17 protein-coding genes are annotated in these 17,092 nt (G+C 72.4%); 7 read left to right on the forward strand and 10 right to left on the reverse strand.

Annotated elements, in window-relative coordinates; genetic code table 11:
• Positions 1-19: 19 nt before the first annotated feature.
• Complete coding sequence (locus MKK53_RS17730; protein WP_243930033.1) at positions 20-523, reverse strand: NUDIX hydrolase; 504 nt, start codon at positions 521-523, stop codon at positions 20-22.
• A 196-nt stretch (positions 524-719) separates the two neighbouring features.
• Here MKK53_RS17730 and MKK53_RS17735 point away from each other — a divergent pair, with 196 nt between their 5' ends.
• The 3 genes from MKK53_RS17735 (at position 720) to MKK53_RS17745 (ending at position 4,641) form a co-directional block, all read left to right on the forward strand.
• Positions 720-1,601 carry an HpcH/HpaI aldolase/citrate lyase family protein gene (locus tag MKK53_RS17735; protein ID WP_243930034.1) on the forward strand — a complete coding sequence of 294 codons (882 nt, stop codon included), beginning with the start codon at positions 720-722 and terminating at the stop codon, positions 1,599-1,601.
• A 4-nt stretch (positions 1,602-1,605) separates the two neighbouring features.
• Entirely contained in the window at positions 1,606-2,073 is a 468-nt protein-coding gene (gene dut, locus MKK53_RS17740; protein ID WP_243930035.1) for a dUTP diphosphatase, read from the forward strand.
• 378 nt (positions 2,074-2,451) lie between these two features.
• Positions 2,452-4,641 (forward strand): TonB-dependent receptor, encoded by a 2,190-nt coding sequence (locus MKK53_RS17745; RefSeq protein ID WP_243930036.1) that lies wholly within the window; start codon positions 2,452-2,454, stop codon positions 4,639-4,641.
• Between the two features lie 54 nt (positions 4,642-4,695).
• Here MKK53_RS17745 and MKK53_RS17750 read toward each other — a convergent pair whose 3' ends face one another.
• Positions 4,696-5,571, reverse strand: coding sequence for an ATP-binding protein (locus MKK53_RS17750; RefSeq protein WP_243930037.1), 876 nt, complete (start codon positions 5,569-5,571; stop codon positions 4,696-4,698).
• 322 nt (positions 5,572-5,893) lie between these two features.
• Here MKK53_RS17750 and serS point away from each other — a divergent pair, with 322 nt between their 5' ends.
• The 4 genes from serS to MKK53_RS17770 all read left to right on the forward strand — a co-directional run bounded on the left by serS (position 5,894) and on the right by MKK53_RS17770 (position 9,051).
• Entirely contained in the window at positions 5,894-7,228 is a 1,335-nt protein-coding gene (gene serS / locus MKK53_RS17755) for a serine--tRNA ligase (RefSeq protein ID WP_243930038.1), read from the forward strand.
• Entirely contained in the window at positions 7,229-7,993 is a 765-nt protein-coding gene (surE, locus tag MKK53_RS17760; RefSeq protein ID WP_243930039.1) for a 5'/3'-nucleotidase SurE, read from the forward strand. It begins immediately after the preceding gene.
• Positions 7,990-8,634 (forward strand): protein-L-isoaspartate O-methyltransferase family protein, encoded by a 645-nt coding sequence (locus MKK53_RS17765; RefSeq protein WP_243930040.1) that lies wholly within the window; start codon positions 7,990-7,992, stop codon positions 8,632-8,634. The genes surE and MKK53_RS17765 overlap by 4 nt, the downstream gene beginning before the upstream one ends.
• Positions 8,635-8,718: 84 nt before the next feature.
• Positions 8,719-9,051, forward strand: coding sequence for a DUF4926 domain-containing protein (locus MKK53_RS17770; RefSeq protein ID WP_243930041.1), 333 nt, complete (start codon positions 8,719-8,721; stop codon positions 9,049-9,051).
• Here MKK53_RS17770 and MKK53_RS17775 read toward each other — a convergent pair.
• From MKK53_RS17775 to MKK53_RS17810, 8 genes are all read right to left on the reverse strand, one after another.
• Positions 9,048-9,935, reverse strand: a complete 888-nt coding sequence (locus tag MKK53_RS17775) for a phytoene/squalene synthase family protein (protein WP_243930042.1) — start codon at positions 9,933-9,935, stop codon at positions 9,048-9,050. The genes MKK53_RS17770 and MKK53_RS17775 overlap by 4 nt on opposite strands.
• Positions 9,935-10,333 carry an Mth938-like domain-containing protein gene (locus MKK53_RS17780; protein WP_243930043.1) on the reverse strand — a complete coding sequence of 133 codons (399 nt, stop codon included), beginning with the start codon at positions 10,331-10,333 and terminating at the stop codon, positions 9,935-9,937. Before MKK53_RS17780 ends, MKK53_RS17775 begins: the two co-directional genes overlap by 1 nt.
• A 12-nt stretch (positions 10,334-10,345) precedes the next feature.
• A complete protein-coding gene (secF, locus tag MKK53_RS17785) occupies positions 10,346-11,287 on the reverse strand; it encodes a protein translocase subunit SecF (protein WP_243930044.1) in 942 nt (313 codons plus the stop codon).
• A 231-nt stretch (positions 11,288-11,518) separates the two neighbouring features.
• Positions 11,519-13,123 (reverse strand): protein translocase subunit SecD, encoded by a 1,605-nt coding sequence (gene secD, locus MKK53_RS17790; RefSeq protein ID WP_243930045.1) that lies wholly within the window; start codon positions 13,121-13,123, stop codon positions 11,519-11,521.
• Between the two features lie 82 nt (positions 13,124-13,205).
• Positions 13,206-13,541: a preprotein translocase subunit YajC gene (gene yajC, locus MKK53_RS17795; RefSeq protein WP_243930046.1), complete on the reverse strand. Its 336-nt coding sequence runs from the start codon at positions 13,539-13,541 to the stop codon at positions 13,206-13,208.
• 287 nt (positions 13,542-13,828) lie between these two features.
• Complete coding sequence (locus MKK53_RS17800; RefSeq protein WP_243930047.1) at positions 13,829-14,326, reverse strand: cupin domain-containing protein; 498 nt, start codon at positions 14,324-14,326, stop codon at positions 13,829-13,831.
• A gap of 184 nt (positions 14,327-14,510) precedes the next feature.
• Positions 14,511-15,614, reverse strand: a complete 1,104-nt coding sequence (locus MKK53_RS17805; RefSeq protein ID WP_243930048.1) for a DUF2778 domain-containing protein — start codon at positions 15,612-15,614, stop codon at positions 14,511-14,513.
• A 143-nt stretch (positions 15,615-15,757) separates the two neighbouring features.
• The gene (locus MKK53_RS17810) at positions 15,758-17,092 is read right to left on the reverse strand and encodes an AmpG family muropeptide MFS transporter (RefSeq protein ID WP_243930049.1); all 1,335 of its coding nucleotides are present in this window, start codon (positions 17,090-17,092) and stop codon (positions 15,758-15,760) included.

Raw genomic sequence — 17,092 nt, forward strand, 5'->3', positions numbered from 1 at the left:
GGGTGCCGCATCTGCGAAATCAGGGGTTGTGCCAGTGCAGAACGGCCGGGGCCGCCGGCATAGTCCCGGCCACGAGGTGCGCGATGACACCGGCGAGGCCCGCCGGCTCGATCCGCGCCTCCGTCGCCGCCAGCTCCGAAAGGGTCCACCACCGGGTGCCGACGAGGGGGTTGTCCTCCGTTTCGGCGAGGCGGCTCGTGTCGATCCGGTCGTCGGGCAGGCGCACGAGGAAGTACCGCTCCCGGGCGTCGCGGGGCTGGCGGAACAGGTGGAACGGCCCGTCACAGGACGCGACCTGCGGCCCGATCGTCGCGTCGCCGCGGCCGATCTCCTCGCCGAGTTCCCGGGCGCAGGCGGTGACGTGGTCCTCGCCGGGCTCCAGCCCGCCGCCGGGCATGAACCAGAAGTGCAGGGGCCCGCCCCCCGGCCCCGTGGCGTGGACCGAGGTGTACTCGATCAGCAGCACCCGGTCGGCGGGGTCGAGGACGATGGCGCGGGCGACGTGGCGGATGGGCAAGCTCATGCCCTCCGATCTAGGGCAATGGGGGCGGGAGGTCATCGGACCCTGCGCGCGGAGGATGGCGGGTCGGCCGCAGGCCCCCTGCGGGCCCCGCCTCCCATGGCGCGGGCACCATTCCCGCCCCTCCCTCCTTGCCGGGACGGGACGCGCCCGCTATGCGCCCGGCAGGACGGGGCCTGTCCGTCTGGGGAGACACGTGATGAGCGAGATTCGTCCGCGCCGCAGCGTCCTCGCCATGCCGGGCTCCAATGCCCGGGCCATCGAGAAGGCCCGCACCCTTCCCGTCGACGTGGTGCTGATCGACCTTGAGGACGGCACCGCCCCCGCCGCGAAGGCCGCCGCCCGGGAGGCCGTGGCCGCCGCCGTCGCCGCCCGCGGCTTCGGCCCCCGGGAGGTGGTGGTGCGGATCAACCCGCCCGAGACGGAGGACGGGGAGGCCGACCTCGCGGCCCTCGCCCCGGCGGCGCCCGATGCGGTGCTGGTGCCCAAGGTGCGCAGCTCCGAGACGCTGATCGCCGTCGGCTCGCGCCTGCGCCGGCTGGGGGCGCCGGCCGCCACCCGCATCTGGGCGATGATCGAGACGCCGATGGCGGTGGTGAACGCCGCCGAGATCGCCAGCGCCGCCCGGGACGTGGATGCCCGCCTCTCCGCGCTGATCGTCGGGCCGAACGACCTCCTCAAGGCCGGGCGCATCCCGCCCCCCGGCCGCGCCGCCCTGGTGCCGTGGCTGATGCAGGTCCTCGCCGCCGCCCGGGCCTACGAGATCGAGGCCATCGACGGGGTGTTCACGAACTTCGCCGACGCGGCCGGCTTCGAGGCGGAGTGCCGCCAGGGGCGCGAACTCGGCTTCGACGGCAAGATGCTGATCCACCCGAGCCAGATCGGCCCGGCCAACGCCGCCTTCGCCCCGGACGCGGAGGAGGTCGCCCTGGCCCGGAGGATCGCGACCGTGTTCGACGCCCCCGAGAACCAGGGGCTCGGCGTGGTCGGCGTCGAAGGCCGGATGGTCGAGCGGCTGCATGCCGAGGCGGCGCGGCGCATCCTGACGCTGGCCGAGGCGATCGCGCGGCGCGAAGGCTGAGGGGATGGGCGACCTCCCCGCGGTCGGCCTGCGCCTGCACGACCCCCGGCTGCCCGGCTGGGGCTTCCCCCGCTGGGGCTCGGCCGCCGCCGCCGGGCTCGACCTCCATGCCTGCCTCGACGCGCCCCTGGACCTCGCCCCGCAGGCCGCCGCCCTCCTGATCCCCGCGGGATTCAGCCTGCTGATCCGCGACCCCGGCTGGTGCGGCCTCGTCTTCCCCCGCTCGGGGCGGGGCCACCGGGACGGCCTCGTGCTCGGCAACGGCACCGGCGTGATCGACGCCGACTACGAGGGGCCGCTGATGATCTCGGCCTGGAACCGCGGGGCCGTCCCCGTGCGGATCGAGCCCGGCGAACGCATCGCCCAGCTCGTCTTCACCCGCATCGCCCGGCCGGAGCTGACCCTCCTCGACGCCGACGACACACCGCCCTCCGCCCGCGGCGGCGGCGGCTTCGGGTCGAGCGGGCGGTAGGCCCACCTCCCACCTCAAGGCAGACCCATCGCGGCACGGGATGCCCGGCCTCCCCGGCCCGGGGGGGCTCGGACATCGCGCGCGGCTGCCCGCTCCCCTCGCCTGGGGAGGGCCGGCCGCGCGGAGTGCTCCGGCGATGCCCCGCGGCCCTGGGTGGCGTCGGCGCGCCCGCAAAGGCAGCCCGCCCGCGAAGCATTCGCACATTGAAGATGGAATACTTCGAAATCATCGTTGTTTCTGAAGGCTTTATCACATGCTATCGGGCGACTCACGACTGACACAACGTCGCAGGGCGCTTCGATGGAACGGACACATAGACAACAAGACCGTCGGAATACCCGTGTACAATGCAGAATTTACGGCGGCCTGCGGCCCAAAATGGCACGCTCGGTCACCGCAATACTTGCCGCCACCGTCCCGATGATCAATCCCAGCCCCGGCCGGGCCGGGCCTCGGCAGGGGGAGGCCGACGCCGCGGTCACGCTGGATGCGCTCTCGGTGGAGGCCCGCGGCCCGGCGCGGCAGGCCGGCACGGGGGAGGCGGGTGGCCTGCCCCCGGCCTTCGCGGGCGGGCAGGTCGCCCGGGGCACCCGGCTCGGGCTCCTCGGCAACCGGGACTTCATGGAGACGCCGTTCAGCGCGGCGAGCTACACCGAGCGGACGATCCGCGACACGCAGGCGGTGAGCGTCGGCGATCTCCTGACGCGGACGGACCCGTCGGTGCGGGCCTCCATCGGCAGCGGCAACCGCTACGACGCGCTGACGATCCGCGGCTTCCGGGTCGACAACCGCGAGTTCGCCCTGAACGGCCTCTACGGCCTCGTGCCGGATTACCGGATCAATCCGGCGCCCCTCGAACGGGTCGAGGTGCTGAAAGGCCCGGCGGCCTTCCTCTTCGGCGCGCCGATCTACGGCAGCGTCGCCGGCACCGTGAACGTCGTCACCAAGCGGGCGGGGGAGGAGCCGCTGAACCGGGTGACGGTCGATTACGCCTCGCCCGCCCGGGGCGGGGCGCAGGTCGATCTGGCCCGGCGCTACGGCGACGCAAAGCAGGTGGGCGTGCGCATCAACGGCGCGGGGTTCGGGGGCGACACGCCCATCGACCGCACCGGCCAGCGCAACGGCGTCGGCTCCCTCGGCCTCGACTATGCCGGCGAGCGCCTCCGGCTCTTCGCCGACGTGATCTACCAGCACGACGCCTACGACAGCCAGACGCGGGGCGGGAACCCCGTGCCGGATCTGCGCATCCCCCGCGCCCCCGATCCGCGCCGGAACATGTCTCAGGACTTCGATTTCTCCCGCGCCGACAGCCTCACCGGGCTCGGCCGGGCGGAATACGACCTCACCCCGGACATCACCCTGTTCGGGGCATTGGGCGCCAACCGCTTCGCCTACGACAAGCAGGAGAACCCCGCCTTCACCCTCCTCGACGCCACGGGGCGGACGCGGGTGAACTCCGTCTTCCAGACCGGCGACACCGCCACGCTCTCGGGCGAGGCGGGGGTGCGGGGGCGCTTCGCGACGGGCGGGATCCGGCACGAGGTGGCCTTCACCGCCACGCGCCTCGACCAGGACCTGACGCTGGGGCAGACCACTTACGCGAACTACCTCTCGAACCTCTACGCGCCGGTCCGCCTCGCCTCGCCGGGGCGGCCGCTCGCGGCGGGCACCTTCCCCCTCGGCCGGTCGAGCTACAACCGGATGACGAGCTACGGCGTCTCCGACACCATGACCTTCGCCGACGGACTGGTGGAGCTGCTGGTGGGGGCGCGGCGGCAGGAGATCGACACCGGCAACAACGCCCCGGTCACCGGCCTCGTCACCAGCGCCTACGACAGGTCCGCGACGACCCCGGCTCTGGGCCTCGTCCTGCGGCCGACCGAGGCCCTCTCCCTCTACGCCAACACCGTCCAGGGCCTCACCGCCCTGCGGGCTCCGGGCACGGCGGTAAATTCCGGGCAGGCCTTCGCCCCGGCCCGGTCGCGGCAATACGAGGTCGGCGCGAAGCTCGACTTCACGACCTTCGGCGCCACCCTCTCGGCCTTCCAGATCACCAACCCGGCGGGCAACGTCGATCCGCTGAGCCAGATCTACGGCGTGGGCGGCACCCAGCGGAACCGCGGCTTCGAGGCCACGCTGTTCGGCGAGGTGGCGCCGGACCTGCGGGTCATCGCCGGCGCGACCCTGCTCGACGCCCGCTGGCAGCGGACCCGGGGCGGGCTCTACGACGGCAACCCCGCCACCGGGGCGCCGCGCGTCCAGGCCACCACCGGCCTCGAATGGGACACGCCGTTCCTGCGCGGCCTCACCGCCCTCGCCACCGTGGTCTACACGGGCTCGTCCTATGCCGGCACGACCTTCACCAGGCTGCCGTTCTCGAAGATCCCCGACTGGACGAGCGTGGATCTCGGCCTGCGCTACACGACGCGGGTGGGGGACAAGCCGGTGACGCTGCGCGCCACGGTGACGAACGCCGCCGACCGGCACTTCTGGATCGCCAACCCGAACGGCGCCCTGATCCTCGGGGCGCCCCGGACGGTCTGGCTGTCGGCCTCGCTGGATTACTGAGGCGTCGGCCTCAGGCGCGCAGGGCTTCGCCCGGGGCCGACGCGGCGATCGATGTCACTCCAGGGTCTTCCCCATCCGCCCGGCGAGGTCCTGGATGTACTGGAACGCCGTGCGGCCGGAGCGGTGGCCCCGCGTGGTGGCCCATTCCAGGGCCTCGGCGCGCAGGCGCTCGGGGGCGATCTCCAGGCCGTAGCGCCGGGCGTAGGCGTCGATCATCGCGAGGTAGTCGTCCTGGCTGCACTTGTGGAAGCCGAGCCAGAGGCCGAACCGGTCGGAGAGGGAGACCTTCTCCTCCACCGCCTCGCCGGGGTTGATCGCCGTGGACCGCTCGTTCTCCATCATGTCGCGGGCGAGCAGGTGGCGGCGGTTCGAGGTGGCGTAGAACAGCACGTTCGCCGGGCGGCCCTCGATGCCGCCGTCGAGCGCCGTCTTGAGGGACTTGTAGGACGTGTCATCGGCATCGAACGACAGGTCGTCGCAATAGACCAACCAGCGGTGCGGATCGGGCCGGAGCAGGGCCATCAGGTCGGGCAGGGCCTCGATGTCCTCCCGGTGGATCTCCACGAGCTTCATCGGCCGGCTGCCCGCGGGGCGCCGGGCGTTGATGTCCGCATGGGCCGCCTTCACCAGGGACGACTTGCCCATGCCCCGCGCCCCCCAGAGGAGGGCGTTGTTGGCCGGCAGGCCCCGGGCGAATCGCTCGGTGTTCTCGACCAGGATCTCCCGGGCCCGGTCGATGCCGGTGAGCAGGGCCATGTCCACGTGGGCCACCGCCGGCACCGGCACCAGCCGCCGCTCCGGCCCCCAGAGGAAGGCGTCCGCCGCGCCGGGGTCGAAGGCCGGCGGGGCAGGGGGCGCCGCCCGCTCCAGGGCGGTGGCGATGCGCTCCAGCAGGGGCATCAGGGCGTCGAGGGTGGCGGGGCTTGTCATGGGGCGTGTCACTGAATCGGGCCTTGCCACATAAGGCGAGCCGGCCGTGAGTGCACGCAGGTTCTCCCTCCCCCCTCTGCGGGGGGAGGGTGGCCCCCGGCAGGGGGTCGGGAGAGGGGAGCGACGCATCCGGACAGGTCGCGATGGGCCTCACATCCTGACCCGTCGCGCGGCCCCCCTCCCGCCCTGCCTTCGCAGAGCCCCCTTCCCCGCAGAGGGGGGAGGGTCACTGAGCGGCACGCCCGCTTGTCCCGCCCGGCGCGATGCGGCAAAGCGGGGCCAGCGCGGGCCACGCCCCTGTGGCCCGACCCGAGCCGATCCGATGCACGACATCCGCGCCATCCGGGAGAACCCGGACGCCTTCGACCGCGATCTCCAGCGCCGGGGCCTGCCCCCCCTCTCGGCCGAGCTGATCGCCCTCGACGAGGCGCGCAAGGGTGCGGTCTCGGCCGCCCAGGCCAACCAGGAGCGCCGCAACGCGCTGGCCAAGGAGATCGGCGGCGCCAAGAAGGCCAAGGACGAGGACCGCGCCGCCGCGCTGATGGCCGAGGTCGCCGCCCTGAAGGAGGCCGGGCCCGGCCTGGAGGCCGCGCAGGGCGAGGCCGGCAAGGTCCTCGACGCGCGGCTCGCCGCCATCCCCAACCGCCCCAAGGCCGACGTGCCGGAGGGTGCCGACGAGCACGGCAACGTCGTCTACCGCAGCCACGCCTCCACCCGCGAACGGCTGAGCGAGGGCAAGGAGCATTTCGAGCTCGGTGAGGCCATGGGCCTCATGGATTTCGAGACCGCCGCCAAGCTCTCCGGCTCGCGCTTCGTGGTGCTGAAGGGCCAGCTCGCCCGGCTGGAGCGGGCGCTCGGCCAGTTCATGCTCGACCTGCACACGCAGGAGCACGGATACCTGGAGGTCGCCCCGCCGGTCCTGGTCCGCGACGAGGCGATGTTCGGCACGGCGCAGTTGCCGAAGTTCGAGGACGACCAGTTCGCCGTGGTCGATGGGCAGAGTTTGCGGACGGCGCAGGACGACCCGCAGGGCTTCGCGGCGCAGCCGCGCCGCTGGCTCGTCCCCACCGCCGAGGTGCCGCTGACGAACCTCGTCCGCGAATCGATTCTCCGCGAGGAGGAGCTGCCCCTGCGCTTCACCGCGCTCACCCCCTGCTTCCGGGCCGAGGCCGGGGCGGCGGGGCGCGACACGCGCGGAATGCTGCGCCAGCACCAGTTCCACAAGGTCGAGCTGGTCTCGATCACCACGCCCGAGGCGTCGGCCGACGAGCACGAGCGGATGCTCACCTGCGCCGAGGCGGTCCTCAAAAAACTCGACCTGCCCTACCGGGTGATGACCCTCTGCACCGGCGACATGGGCTTCGCCAGCCAGAAGACCTACGACATCGAGGTCTGGGTGCCGGGCCAGCGGACCTACCGGGAGATCTCCTCCTGCTCGGTCTGCGGCGATTTCCAGGCCCGGCGGATGCAGGCCCGCTACCGGGGCAAGGACGGGAAGCCGGCCTTCGTCCACACCCTCAACGGCTCGGGGGTGGCGGTGGGCCGCGCCCTGATCGCCGTCCTCGAGAACTATCAGAATCCCGACGGGAGCATCACGGTCCCGTCCGCCCTCGCGCCCTATATGGGCGGCCTCCACCGGATCGAAGGACCCCGCTAGATGCGCATCCTCGTCACCAACGACGACGGCATTCACGCGCCGGGCCTCGCCACCCTGGAAGAGATCGCCCGCGAACTGTCGGACGACGTCTGGGTGGTGGCCCCCGAGAGCGACCAGTCGGGCGTGTCGCACTCGCTCTCCCTCAACGATCCCCTGCGCCTGCGGCAGGCCGGGGAGACGCGCTTCGCCGTGAAGGGCACGCCCTCCGATTGCGTGATCCTCGGCATCCGCCACATCCTGGCGGAGAAGGGGCCGGACCTCGTGCTGTCCGGCGTCAACCGCGGCCAGAACGTCGCCGAGGACGTGACCTATTCGGGCACCATCGCCGCGGCGATGGAGGGGACGATCCTCGGCGTGCGCTCCATCGCCCTGAGCCAGGCCTACGGGGCCGGCGGGCGGCAGGCGCTCAAGTGGGATTGCGCCCGCACCCACGGGCCTTCGGTGATCCGCAAGATCCTCGACACGGGCATCGAGCCGGGCATCCTGGTCAACGTGAACTTCCCCGATTGCGCGCCGGAGGAGGTCCAGGGCATCGCGGTGGCGGCGCAGGGGTTCCGCAACCAGGCGCTGCTGTCGATCGACGCCCGGGTCGACGGGCGCGGCAACCCGTATTTCTGGCTCGCCTTCGCCAAGGCCCGGTTCGAGCCGGGCCACGGCTCCGACCTGAAGGCCATCGCCGACAAGCGCATCTCGGTGACGCCGCTGCGCCTCGACCTCACCGACGAGCCGACGCTCACCCGCTTCGCCCAGGCCTTCGCGGAATGACCACCGCGCGGGACGAGGCGGGCTCCATCGACGACGCCGCCTTCGTCCTCGCGCTGCGCGAGAAGGGCCTACGGGACATTGCCGTGCTGCGGGCGATGGAGCGGGTGCCCCGCGGGACCTTCGCCCCGGAGGCGCACCGGGAGCAGGCGCGGTGGGACATCGCCCTGCCGCTGCCCTGCGGCGCCACCATGACGGCCCCCTCGTCGGTGGCGGCGATGCTGACGCGGCTCAAGCTCGAACCCGGCCAGCGGGTGATGGAGATCGGCGCGGGCTCCGGCTACGTCACGGCCCTGCTCGACCGCCTCGGGGCGGGGGCGGTGCTGAGCCTCGAACGCTACCGCACCCTCGCGGAGGACGCCGCCGCGCGCCTCGCGGACCTGCCCGGGGTGCATGTGGTCCAGGCCGACGCCCTGGCGCCGTCCCTGCCGGATGGCGGGTTCGACCGCATCCTCGTGAACGGCTGCGTGGAGGCGGTGCCGGAGCACTGGCTCGCGGCCCTGGAACCGGGCGGCCGCCTCGTCACCGGCCTCACCGTGGACGGCCTCTGCCGCCTCGCCTCCGTCGGGGCGGACGGCACGCGGGACACCGGCCCAGCGATCCGCCTCGCCGCCCTGGTACCGGGGCTGGCACGGGTGTTGTGACGGCAAAAGCCCTCGCGCGGACAGGGGCTTGGCGGCATCTTATTCCCCATGCCGGTGGATATGCAGGCCGAGCCTGACCTTCCCTTGCGCGACCTCGACCGCGTCGCGCTGACGGCTGCGGCCGTCACGGATGACGGCGACCGGATCGAGGCCGGGCGGCAGGGCACCATCGTGGGGGTCTGGCGCGAGGGCGCCACCTACGAGGTCGAATTCGCCGACCCGCCCGGCGCGTCGGCGACGGCGGCCACACTTGCGGCTCGTGGAGCACGGACCCGCTTGAGCGACCTGCCCTGGCCGTCGCGCTTCTCGCTCGACCCGCGCAAGGTCGTCCATCACCCTCACGCGGTAAGCCTTGTCGGGGTTCCCAAAGGGCCGCGCCCTTTGGCGGGTGCAGGGCGGCGCCCTGCTGACCCCTAGCCGATATTCCTCGAGGCCCGCCACAGGCGCCACACCCGGCGCCAGCGGGGCAGGTCGATGGTGGTGTTGAGGGGATCGTAGGAGGTCCGGTCCATCGCCGTCAGGTGGGGCTCCACCAGGGCGACGGGCAGGAAGGCGGTGCGGGCGGCGGGGGCGATGGTCGCGCGCCCGGCCTCGTAGGCGGCGAGGTGCTGCCGCGCGAGGCCGCGGAGGTCCGCGCAGACCCCGCGCAGGCCGGGGCCGCCCCGGCCGGTGACGATGTCCTCGCGGGTGACCCCGTAACGGGCGAGGATGTCGTGGGGCAGGTAGACCTGGCCCGCGCGGGAATGCCAGGGCAGGGCGCGCAGCAGGCCGGTGATCCCGTAGGCGACGCCCGCATGCCCGGCCGCCGCCGCGCCGCCGGGCTCGGCGCCGCCGCCGATGATCAGGCTCGCGATCCGGAACAGGGCCGAGGCGGTCTCGCCACAATAGCCCTCCAGGTCGTTCACCCGCGGCATCGGATCCTCGTAGAGGTCGAAGACGCGGGCATCGATCAGGTCCACGAAGGGCTGGCGGCTCAGGCGGCCGGCCCGGATCGCCTCCTCCAGGGCCGCCGCCACGGGGTTGGCCTTCACGTCGCCCCGCGCCTCGCCCTGGAGGGCGTCGCGCCACCATTGCAGGCGGATCTCCCCGGCCATGGGGTTCGAGGCGGCCTCGCGCACCCGCGCCACCGTGAGGCTGAAGGCGTAGAGGGCGAAGAGGTGCGGCCGGGCCGCGGCCGGGGCGAACAGGGTGGCGAGGTAGCGGTCCGGGTCGCCCTCGCGGACCAGCGCCTCGCAATGGGCCTGCGCGAAGGGCAGGCCGGTCTCGGCCGGAGCGTCCTGGTCCCGCGCCGCCTCGGCCATCACGCGACCGCGATCAGGGCGGCGGCGACCTTGCGGTTCTCGCCCACTAGGATGTTGTAGGTCCGCGCCGCCGCCCCCGTCTGCATCACGTCGAGGCCGACGCCGGCCTCCTTCAGCCAGCCGCGCAGGGCGGGGTCGATGGCCACGATGTCCAGCCCCGTGCCGATGAGCAGCAGCTCGATCCCCGCCGCCTCGGCCTGGACCGGGCGCAGGGCCGAGCGGTCGATCTCCCGCGGCCCGGCGACGGGCCATGCGGACACCCCCGAGGGCAGCAGCAGGATCGAGCCCCGGTGCGACATCCCGGCGAAGCGGAAGCCGCCGTTGCCGTAGGTGTCGATGATGTGGCGCCCCGGCACGAAGCCGGATTCGAAGCCCTTCGACGTCTCCTGCTCTGCCATGTCCGGAAACGACTACTCCGCCGGTTGCGGGAGGCCGGACCGCTCGGAGGCGGCGCGCGCCCCCGAGAGCATCAGCCCGAGATAGATCAACACCGGAGTCGAGACGAAGATCGCCGAGTAGGTGCAGATCAGGACGCCGCACAGCATCACCACGGCGAAGCCGTTGATCGCCTCGCCGCCGAACAGCACCAGCGCCAGCAGCGACAGGGCTGAGGAGATCGAGGTCATCACCGTGCGCGACATGGTGGAGTTGATCGACAGGTTGAGCAGCTCCACCGTGGGGATGGTCTTGTACCGGCGCATCAGCTCGCGGGTCCGGTCGAACACCACCACCGTCTCGTTCAGCGAGTAGCCGACGATGGTGAGGATCGCCGCGATCGAGGTCATGTTGAACTCGATGCGGGTGATGATGAACACGCCCACCGTCAGCACGATGTCGTGCAGGGTGCCGACGATGGCGCCGAGCGCCAATTCCCGCTCGAACCGGAACCACAGGTAGAGCAGCACCGCGATCACCGAGAGCACGACGCCGATCGTGCCCGACTGGACCAGCTCGCCCGAGACGCGGGGGCCGACCGTCTCGGTGCGGCGGAAGTCGTACTCCTTGTCGAAGGCGTCGTGCGCCTTCTGCATCACCGCGGTCTGGCCCTGCTCGCCCTGCTGCAGCGGCAGGCGCACCAGCACGGTGCCCTGGTTGCCGAGTTCCTGCACCTCCGGCTCGCCGAAGCCGAAGCCCGCCGCCGTGTGGCGGATCGCGGCGACGTCCGCCGTGCCCGACTTCGCCTGCAGCTCGACCAGGGTGCCGCCCTTGAAGTCGATACCGAAGTTCAGCCCCACCGTCAGGAACAGCACCACGGTGGCGAGCGACAGCACCGCCGAGAGCGGGAAGGTGAAGCGCCGGAACCGCATGAAGTCGAAATGCGATTCATCGGGCCAGAGGCGTAGCAGGCGCATGGTCAGTCTCGGTTCCTGGGTGCGCGACGGGCCTTTCGACCGATCGCCGTCATTCCGGGGCGCCCGGAGGGCGAGCCCGGAAGCCAGACCCCCGGCCATGCCGGATCCGGCACCGTCGGCGTGTCTGGATCCCGGGTTCTGCTGCGCAGCCCCGGGATGACGGGGTCTGCGCTTCGATCCGGGTTCGAACGGAAGGCGGGTCGCGGACCTCTTCGACGAAATCTCTATTGATCAGAACGGCAGGGCCTTGGGCCGGAAGGACTTGTACCATACCGCGATCATCATCCGCGTCAGCGTCACGGCGGTGATGACGGTGGTGAGGATGCCGAGGATGAACACCACGGCGAAGCCCTTCACCGGGCCGGAGCCCATGAAGAACAGGATCAGGGCGGCGATGGCCATGGTCGAGTTCGAGTCGATGATCGTCGCGAAGGCCCGGTCGAACCCGGCCTGGAGCGCCGAGATCAGCGAGCGGCCGGCGCGGCTCTCCTCGCGCATGCGCTCGTAGATCAGCACGTTCGAATCGACCGCCGTGCCGATGGTGAGCACGATGCCGGCGATGCCGGGCAGGGTCATCGTCGCCTCCAGCACCGACATCAGGCCGAGGATCAGCCCGACATGGACCATGAGGGCGATGTTGGCGATGAAGCCGAAGGTGCCGTAGGTCGCGAACATGAAGCAGACGACGAGGCCGGCGGCGACCAGCGTCGCGAGCTTGCCCGCCTCGATGGAATCGCGCCCGAGGCCCGGCCCGACGACCCGGCGCTCGACCACGGTGAACTTGGCCGGCAGGGCGCCGGCCCGGAGCAGCACGGCGAGGTCGTTGGCCTGCTGGACGGTGAAGTTGCCGGTGATCTGGCCGGAGCCGCCGGTGATCGCCGAGCGGATGACCGGGGCCGAGACCACCTCGTTGTCGAGCACGATCGCCATGGGGCGGCCGATGTTCTCGCTCGTGGCCTGCCCGAAGCGCTGGGCGCCGCGCAGGTTGAACTTGAAGCTCACCATCGGCTCGTGGCTCTGCTGGTCGAAGGCGGGCTGCGCGTCCGTCAGCTCGCTGCCGTCGGCCATCACCCGGCGCTCCACCGGCACCTTGGCGCCCTTGCTGTCCTTCGAGGGGAGCAGATCGACGTCCCCGGTCGGGCTGTCGGCCAGCATGCGGAACTCGAGCTTGGCGGTGGAGCCGAGGAGCTTCTCCAGCCGCTCCGGGTTCTGCTCGCCCGGCACCTGGATCAGGATGCGGTCGGCGCCCTGCTGCTGGATCGACGGCTCGGTCGTGCCGGTCGAATCGAGGCGGCGGCGGATGACCTCGATGCCCTGGCTCACCGCCCGGCGGGTGCGGTCGGTGACGCCGGCATCGGTGAGGGTCAGGCGGACGATGCCGCCGGGCTGCTCGGTGACGTCGAGGGTGCGGGCGCCGGTCTGGCCGATGGAGGTGGCGATGGGCGCGGCGAGGTCGCGCAGCTTCGGCAGGGCCTTGGCCCTCGCCGCATCGTCGCTGATCTTCACCTGCACCCCGCGCTGCAGGAGCTGGATGCCCCCGTCGGCGCGGACACTCTCCTGCTGGAGCGTGCGGCGGACGTCGTCGCGCAGCGACTTGGCCTGCGAGGCGATCAGGTCGTTCTGATCGACCTCGAGGAGGAGCTGGGAGCCCCCCTGGAGGTCGAGGCCGAGCACGATCGCCCGGGTCGGGACGATCCAGTGGGGGAACCAGGGCGGAAGGCTCGCCACGAAGCCCTTCCGCTGCTCGGGCGAGAAGAAGCTCGGGATGGCGAGCGCCAGCCCCACCAGGATGACCGCGAGCGTCGCGATGATCTTCGCACGGGAGAAGCGCAACATCGGCGGATTGTTTCTCTCGATCGGCCGGTGACTTGCGCCGACACTCTCACGTGATGCCCGAAGACGGTGACCGGCCGCGGCCTCAGGCGGCCTTCGCCGGGCCGCCCTTGGCGCGGACCTCGGAGATCATCGAGCGCACGACCCGGACGCGGACGTTCGGGGCGATCTCGACCTCGATCTCGGGCTGGTCGTCCTGGGACTTCACCACCCGGCCGACGAGGCCGCCGTTGGTGACGACGGTGTCGTCCCGGCGGACGGCCTTGATCAGCGCCTGATGATCCTTGACCCGCTTCTGCTGCGGCCGAAGGATCAGGAAGTACATGATCACGAAGATCAAGACGAAGGGGATCACCTGGAAGGCGATCTCCGCTCCACCGGCGGTCGCGCCGGCCCCTTGCGCGAAGGCGGGGGTGATCAACGTGCATCTCCTGCGATCGGAAAGCCGGCCCACCGCCGGCCGACGAGGCCGGATTCGGCGTCGTCCGGGCGGCGGAAAGGCTCGGCGAAAAGCGCGCGGACTATAGCCAGCGACCTCCCGAAAGCAACGGCATCCGCCCCCGGGACGGCGCTTTTGCGTGCGGCCCCGCGGGGGGAGGGCCCCGTGCGACGATACAAAACGTCACGCGCGGGAGGCGGAAGGGGCGGGGGAGGGGCGGGGGAAAGGGGAAGGGGACGGGGCAGGAAGGCGGCGGCGGCCGGCGCGGCTCAGCCGGAGACCATCGCGCGCATCTGGCGCAGCCAGCGCATGGGCGCCTCCACCGAAGCCGGGCTCCGGTGCTTGAGGATCGCCGACTTCAGCAGCTCCTTCGGCACCTCCCAGGTCTGGATGGCGCCCGCCGGGAAATGCGCCACGTCGCCCACCGTCAGGTGGTGCCGCGTGCCGTCGGCGTCGGTGACGAACACCTCACCCCGGAGGATGGTGACGATCTCGTCGGACATGTGGGTCCAGCGGAAGGTCCCCGCCGTGGTCCGCCACAGGAAGACCTGGGCGCCGTCGTCCTGGGTCCGGGAGACCTCCACGGCCTCGGCCACCGGGTTGCCCGCCACGACCCAGTGCGCCGGGATCGGCGAGGGCTGGAACAGCGCCGCCTTGGTCGCGACGGCGGTGCTCGCCAGCGAGCGGCCATCCTCATGCAGGGCGATCTCCGCATAGGCGCCCACGGCGGCCATCGACAGCGATGCGACGGCGAGGATCTTCTTCACGGCCAGTTCCGATGTTTGTCTGAAACGTTTCTGCAACGATTCCAGCAGAATTGGCCAGTGTTTTTCCCCTCGAACCGCGGCTCGAGACACGCAATCCCACGCATCTCAAGCATATCGTGAATTTTTACCAAGTTCGGTCGGTCAACTCGAGAATTGCGCGCAATTCAAAGGGGGCCGGCGCGGGTCAGCGCCGGGCGAGGTCGATCCGGGCGGAGCGGTTCCCGGCCACCACGACCATCCGGCGCACCTCACCGCGCAGGAAGGCCCGCAGGAAGCGGTCGTAATCGCGGAACACGACGCAGCCGTTCGACGCGCCGGGCTGCGCCCGCAGCATGTAGGTGTGGGCCAGGATGCCGTCGCGGCCGTGGATCGCGCCGCTGCCGCCCTGGGGCGTGAGGCGGATCGCCCGGACGCCGTGGAACAGCGCCCCGCGCTCGGTCATCTCGTAGGTGCCGGGGGGCGTGGCCCCGCGCATGCGCACATGCACGTAGCGCGGGTCGTCCATCAGGTCGCCGTAGCCGGAATGGGCCTCCAGCACCTCGCCGCTCGGGAGGGTCACGGTGCTGGCGCTGATGTCGTAGACCGCGACCCCGGCCGAGGTGTCGGACGAGGGGGCCGGGACGAGGCGCCCCCGGGGCGTGGCGATCGCGTCGGGGCCGGCATAGGCGAGGGCTTGGCCCGCCCCCGCCGGGGCGCTGCCGCCCCCGAACAGGCGCTCGAGGAACGAGGGCTCCTCGGCGATGGCGGCGCGGAACACGTCGCGGGTGGCGGGCCCGGCGCGCCGGGTGGCGACCCGCACCGGGGCGGGGGCGGGGGCAGGGGCGGCGGCGGCGACGGCCCCCGGGGGCACGGCCCGCGCGGGGGCTGCGAGGCCGGCCGGGCGGGGGACGGGCAGGGGCACCAGGGTCGGCTCGGCCGCGGCGACGCGGCGGGGCGGGGCCAGGGCGGCGGAAGTGGCCGGGACGGCCGGGGCGGCCTCGGCGAGCACGGCCACGGGCGCCGCCGGGGGGAGGGCGGCGTTCAGGGCCAGGACGGGCAGGTCGCGCAGGAAGCCGCCCGCCGCGGCGCTCCCGAGGACCGGCGCCGGATCGAACACCCAGGCGACGTCGGGGAGCGGCCCGCGCAACCGGGCCCCGGCCTCCAGCACCGGGGGGGTGGCGCGCAGGCCCTCCCCGTGCGGGCGGTTCAGGACCGTCCAGCCCGCCGCCGCGAGGGCGGTCAGGCAGGCGAGCGCCGGCAGGGGCGAGCGCCGCTGACGGGGACGGCGGGCATACGCGATGCTGGACATGACCACTGAGCCCTGCACGCCCCGTCGGGCAGCCGCCGCCCACCGCCGCGGACGGGTCCGCGGTCGTCGGCCGGGCGGGCCGGATGTCCCGACTGGGGAAAATCAACCGAGCCCATTAAGGGGGTGTCAGGGTTAATCTCCGGCTAAAGCGGCCGCACTTCGCCGCGACGGTCCATCATCCCGTGGCGGTGGGCGACGAAGAGGCAGAGCGCGGCCACGGGCAGGCCGATCAGCGCGGTGCCGACGAAGAAGGCGGGGAAGCCGGTGGCCTCGATGACGAAGCCCGAGAACCCGGCGAGCACGCTGCCGGGCAGGGCGCAGAGGGAGGTCAGCAGGGCGTACTGGCTGGCCGCGTGCTGCGAATCGGCCAGCCGCGACATGTAGGTGATCAGCACGATCGAGGCGAAGGCATAGGCGAAGCCGTCGATCCCGACGCTGGCCGCGAAGGTCCAGAAGGCGGCGCCCCCGTGCCCCCCGTGCCACGCGAGGTAGGCCAGGGCGAGATGGGAGGCCGAGGCCGCCACCGTGCCGAACAGCAGGCTCGCCATCATGCCGATCCGGGGGATGATGGCGCTCGCCAGGAAGGTGCCGCCCAGGGCGATCCAGAAGCCGAACAGCTTGGTGACGGTGGCGATGTCGGTGTTCGAGTAGCCGAGCTGCTTGAACAGCGGGATCGCCATGGCGTTCGAGACGTATCCCGGCATCCGGAAACCCGCCACCAGCAGCAGCACCGGCACGGCCAGGGGCCCGAGCCGGCCGATCAGGTCGCGGATCGGCGCCCAGATCGTCTCCACCAGCCCGGCCCGGGTCGGCTGCCCCTCCGTGGACGGCTCGGGGGCCATCAGCGCGGCGACGGTGCCCGGCGCCATCAGGGCGGCCATGCAGAGGTAGGCCGCGCGCCAGCCGTAGGCGTCCGCGAGGTAGAGCGCCCCGGCCCCCGCCGCGAGGTTGCCGCAGCGGTAGCCGATCTCCGCCCAGGAGGACATCAGCGCCTGCCGTTCCACGGGGGCCACGGCGATGCGCCAGCCATCGACCACGATGTCCTGGGTCGCCCCCGCCACGCCCAGCGCCAGGGAGAAGGCGATGGTCCAGGCGAGCCAGTGGGCGGGGTCCCCGAAGGCGACGCCGGCCAGCGCCGCCGCCACCGCGGCCTGCGCGGCCACGATCCAGCCCCGGCGCCGGCCGAGGAGGCGGCCGAGGAGGGGCGGGTCGTAGCGGTCGAGGAAGGGCGCCCAGAGGAACTTGAACTTGTAGGCGACCGTGAGTTCGCTCATCAGGCCGATGGTCGCCAGGGGCACCTTGGCCTCGCTGAGCCATGCCGACTGGGTGGCGTAGACGAGCAGGAACGGCATCCCCTGGGCGAAGCCGAGGCCCAGCACCGCCGCGACGCGGATGTCGGTGAAGAGCGGCGCGAACAGGCCCGGCCTGTCCGACGATCCCGCCCCCGCCGTCGCCCCGGTTCCCGCCGAACCCGCCAT

This window comes from Methylobacterium sp. J-076 (assembly GCF_022829405.1).
Classification (GTDB): Bacteria; Pseudomonadota; Alphaproteobacteria; order Rhizobiales; family Beijerinckiaceae; genus Methylobacterium.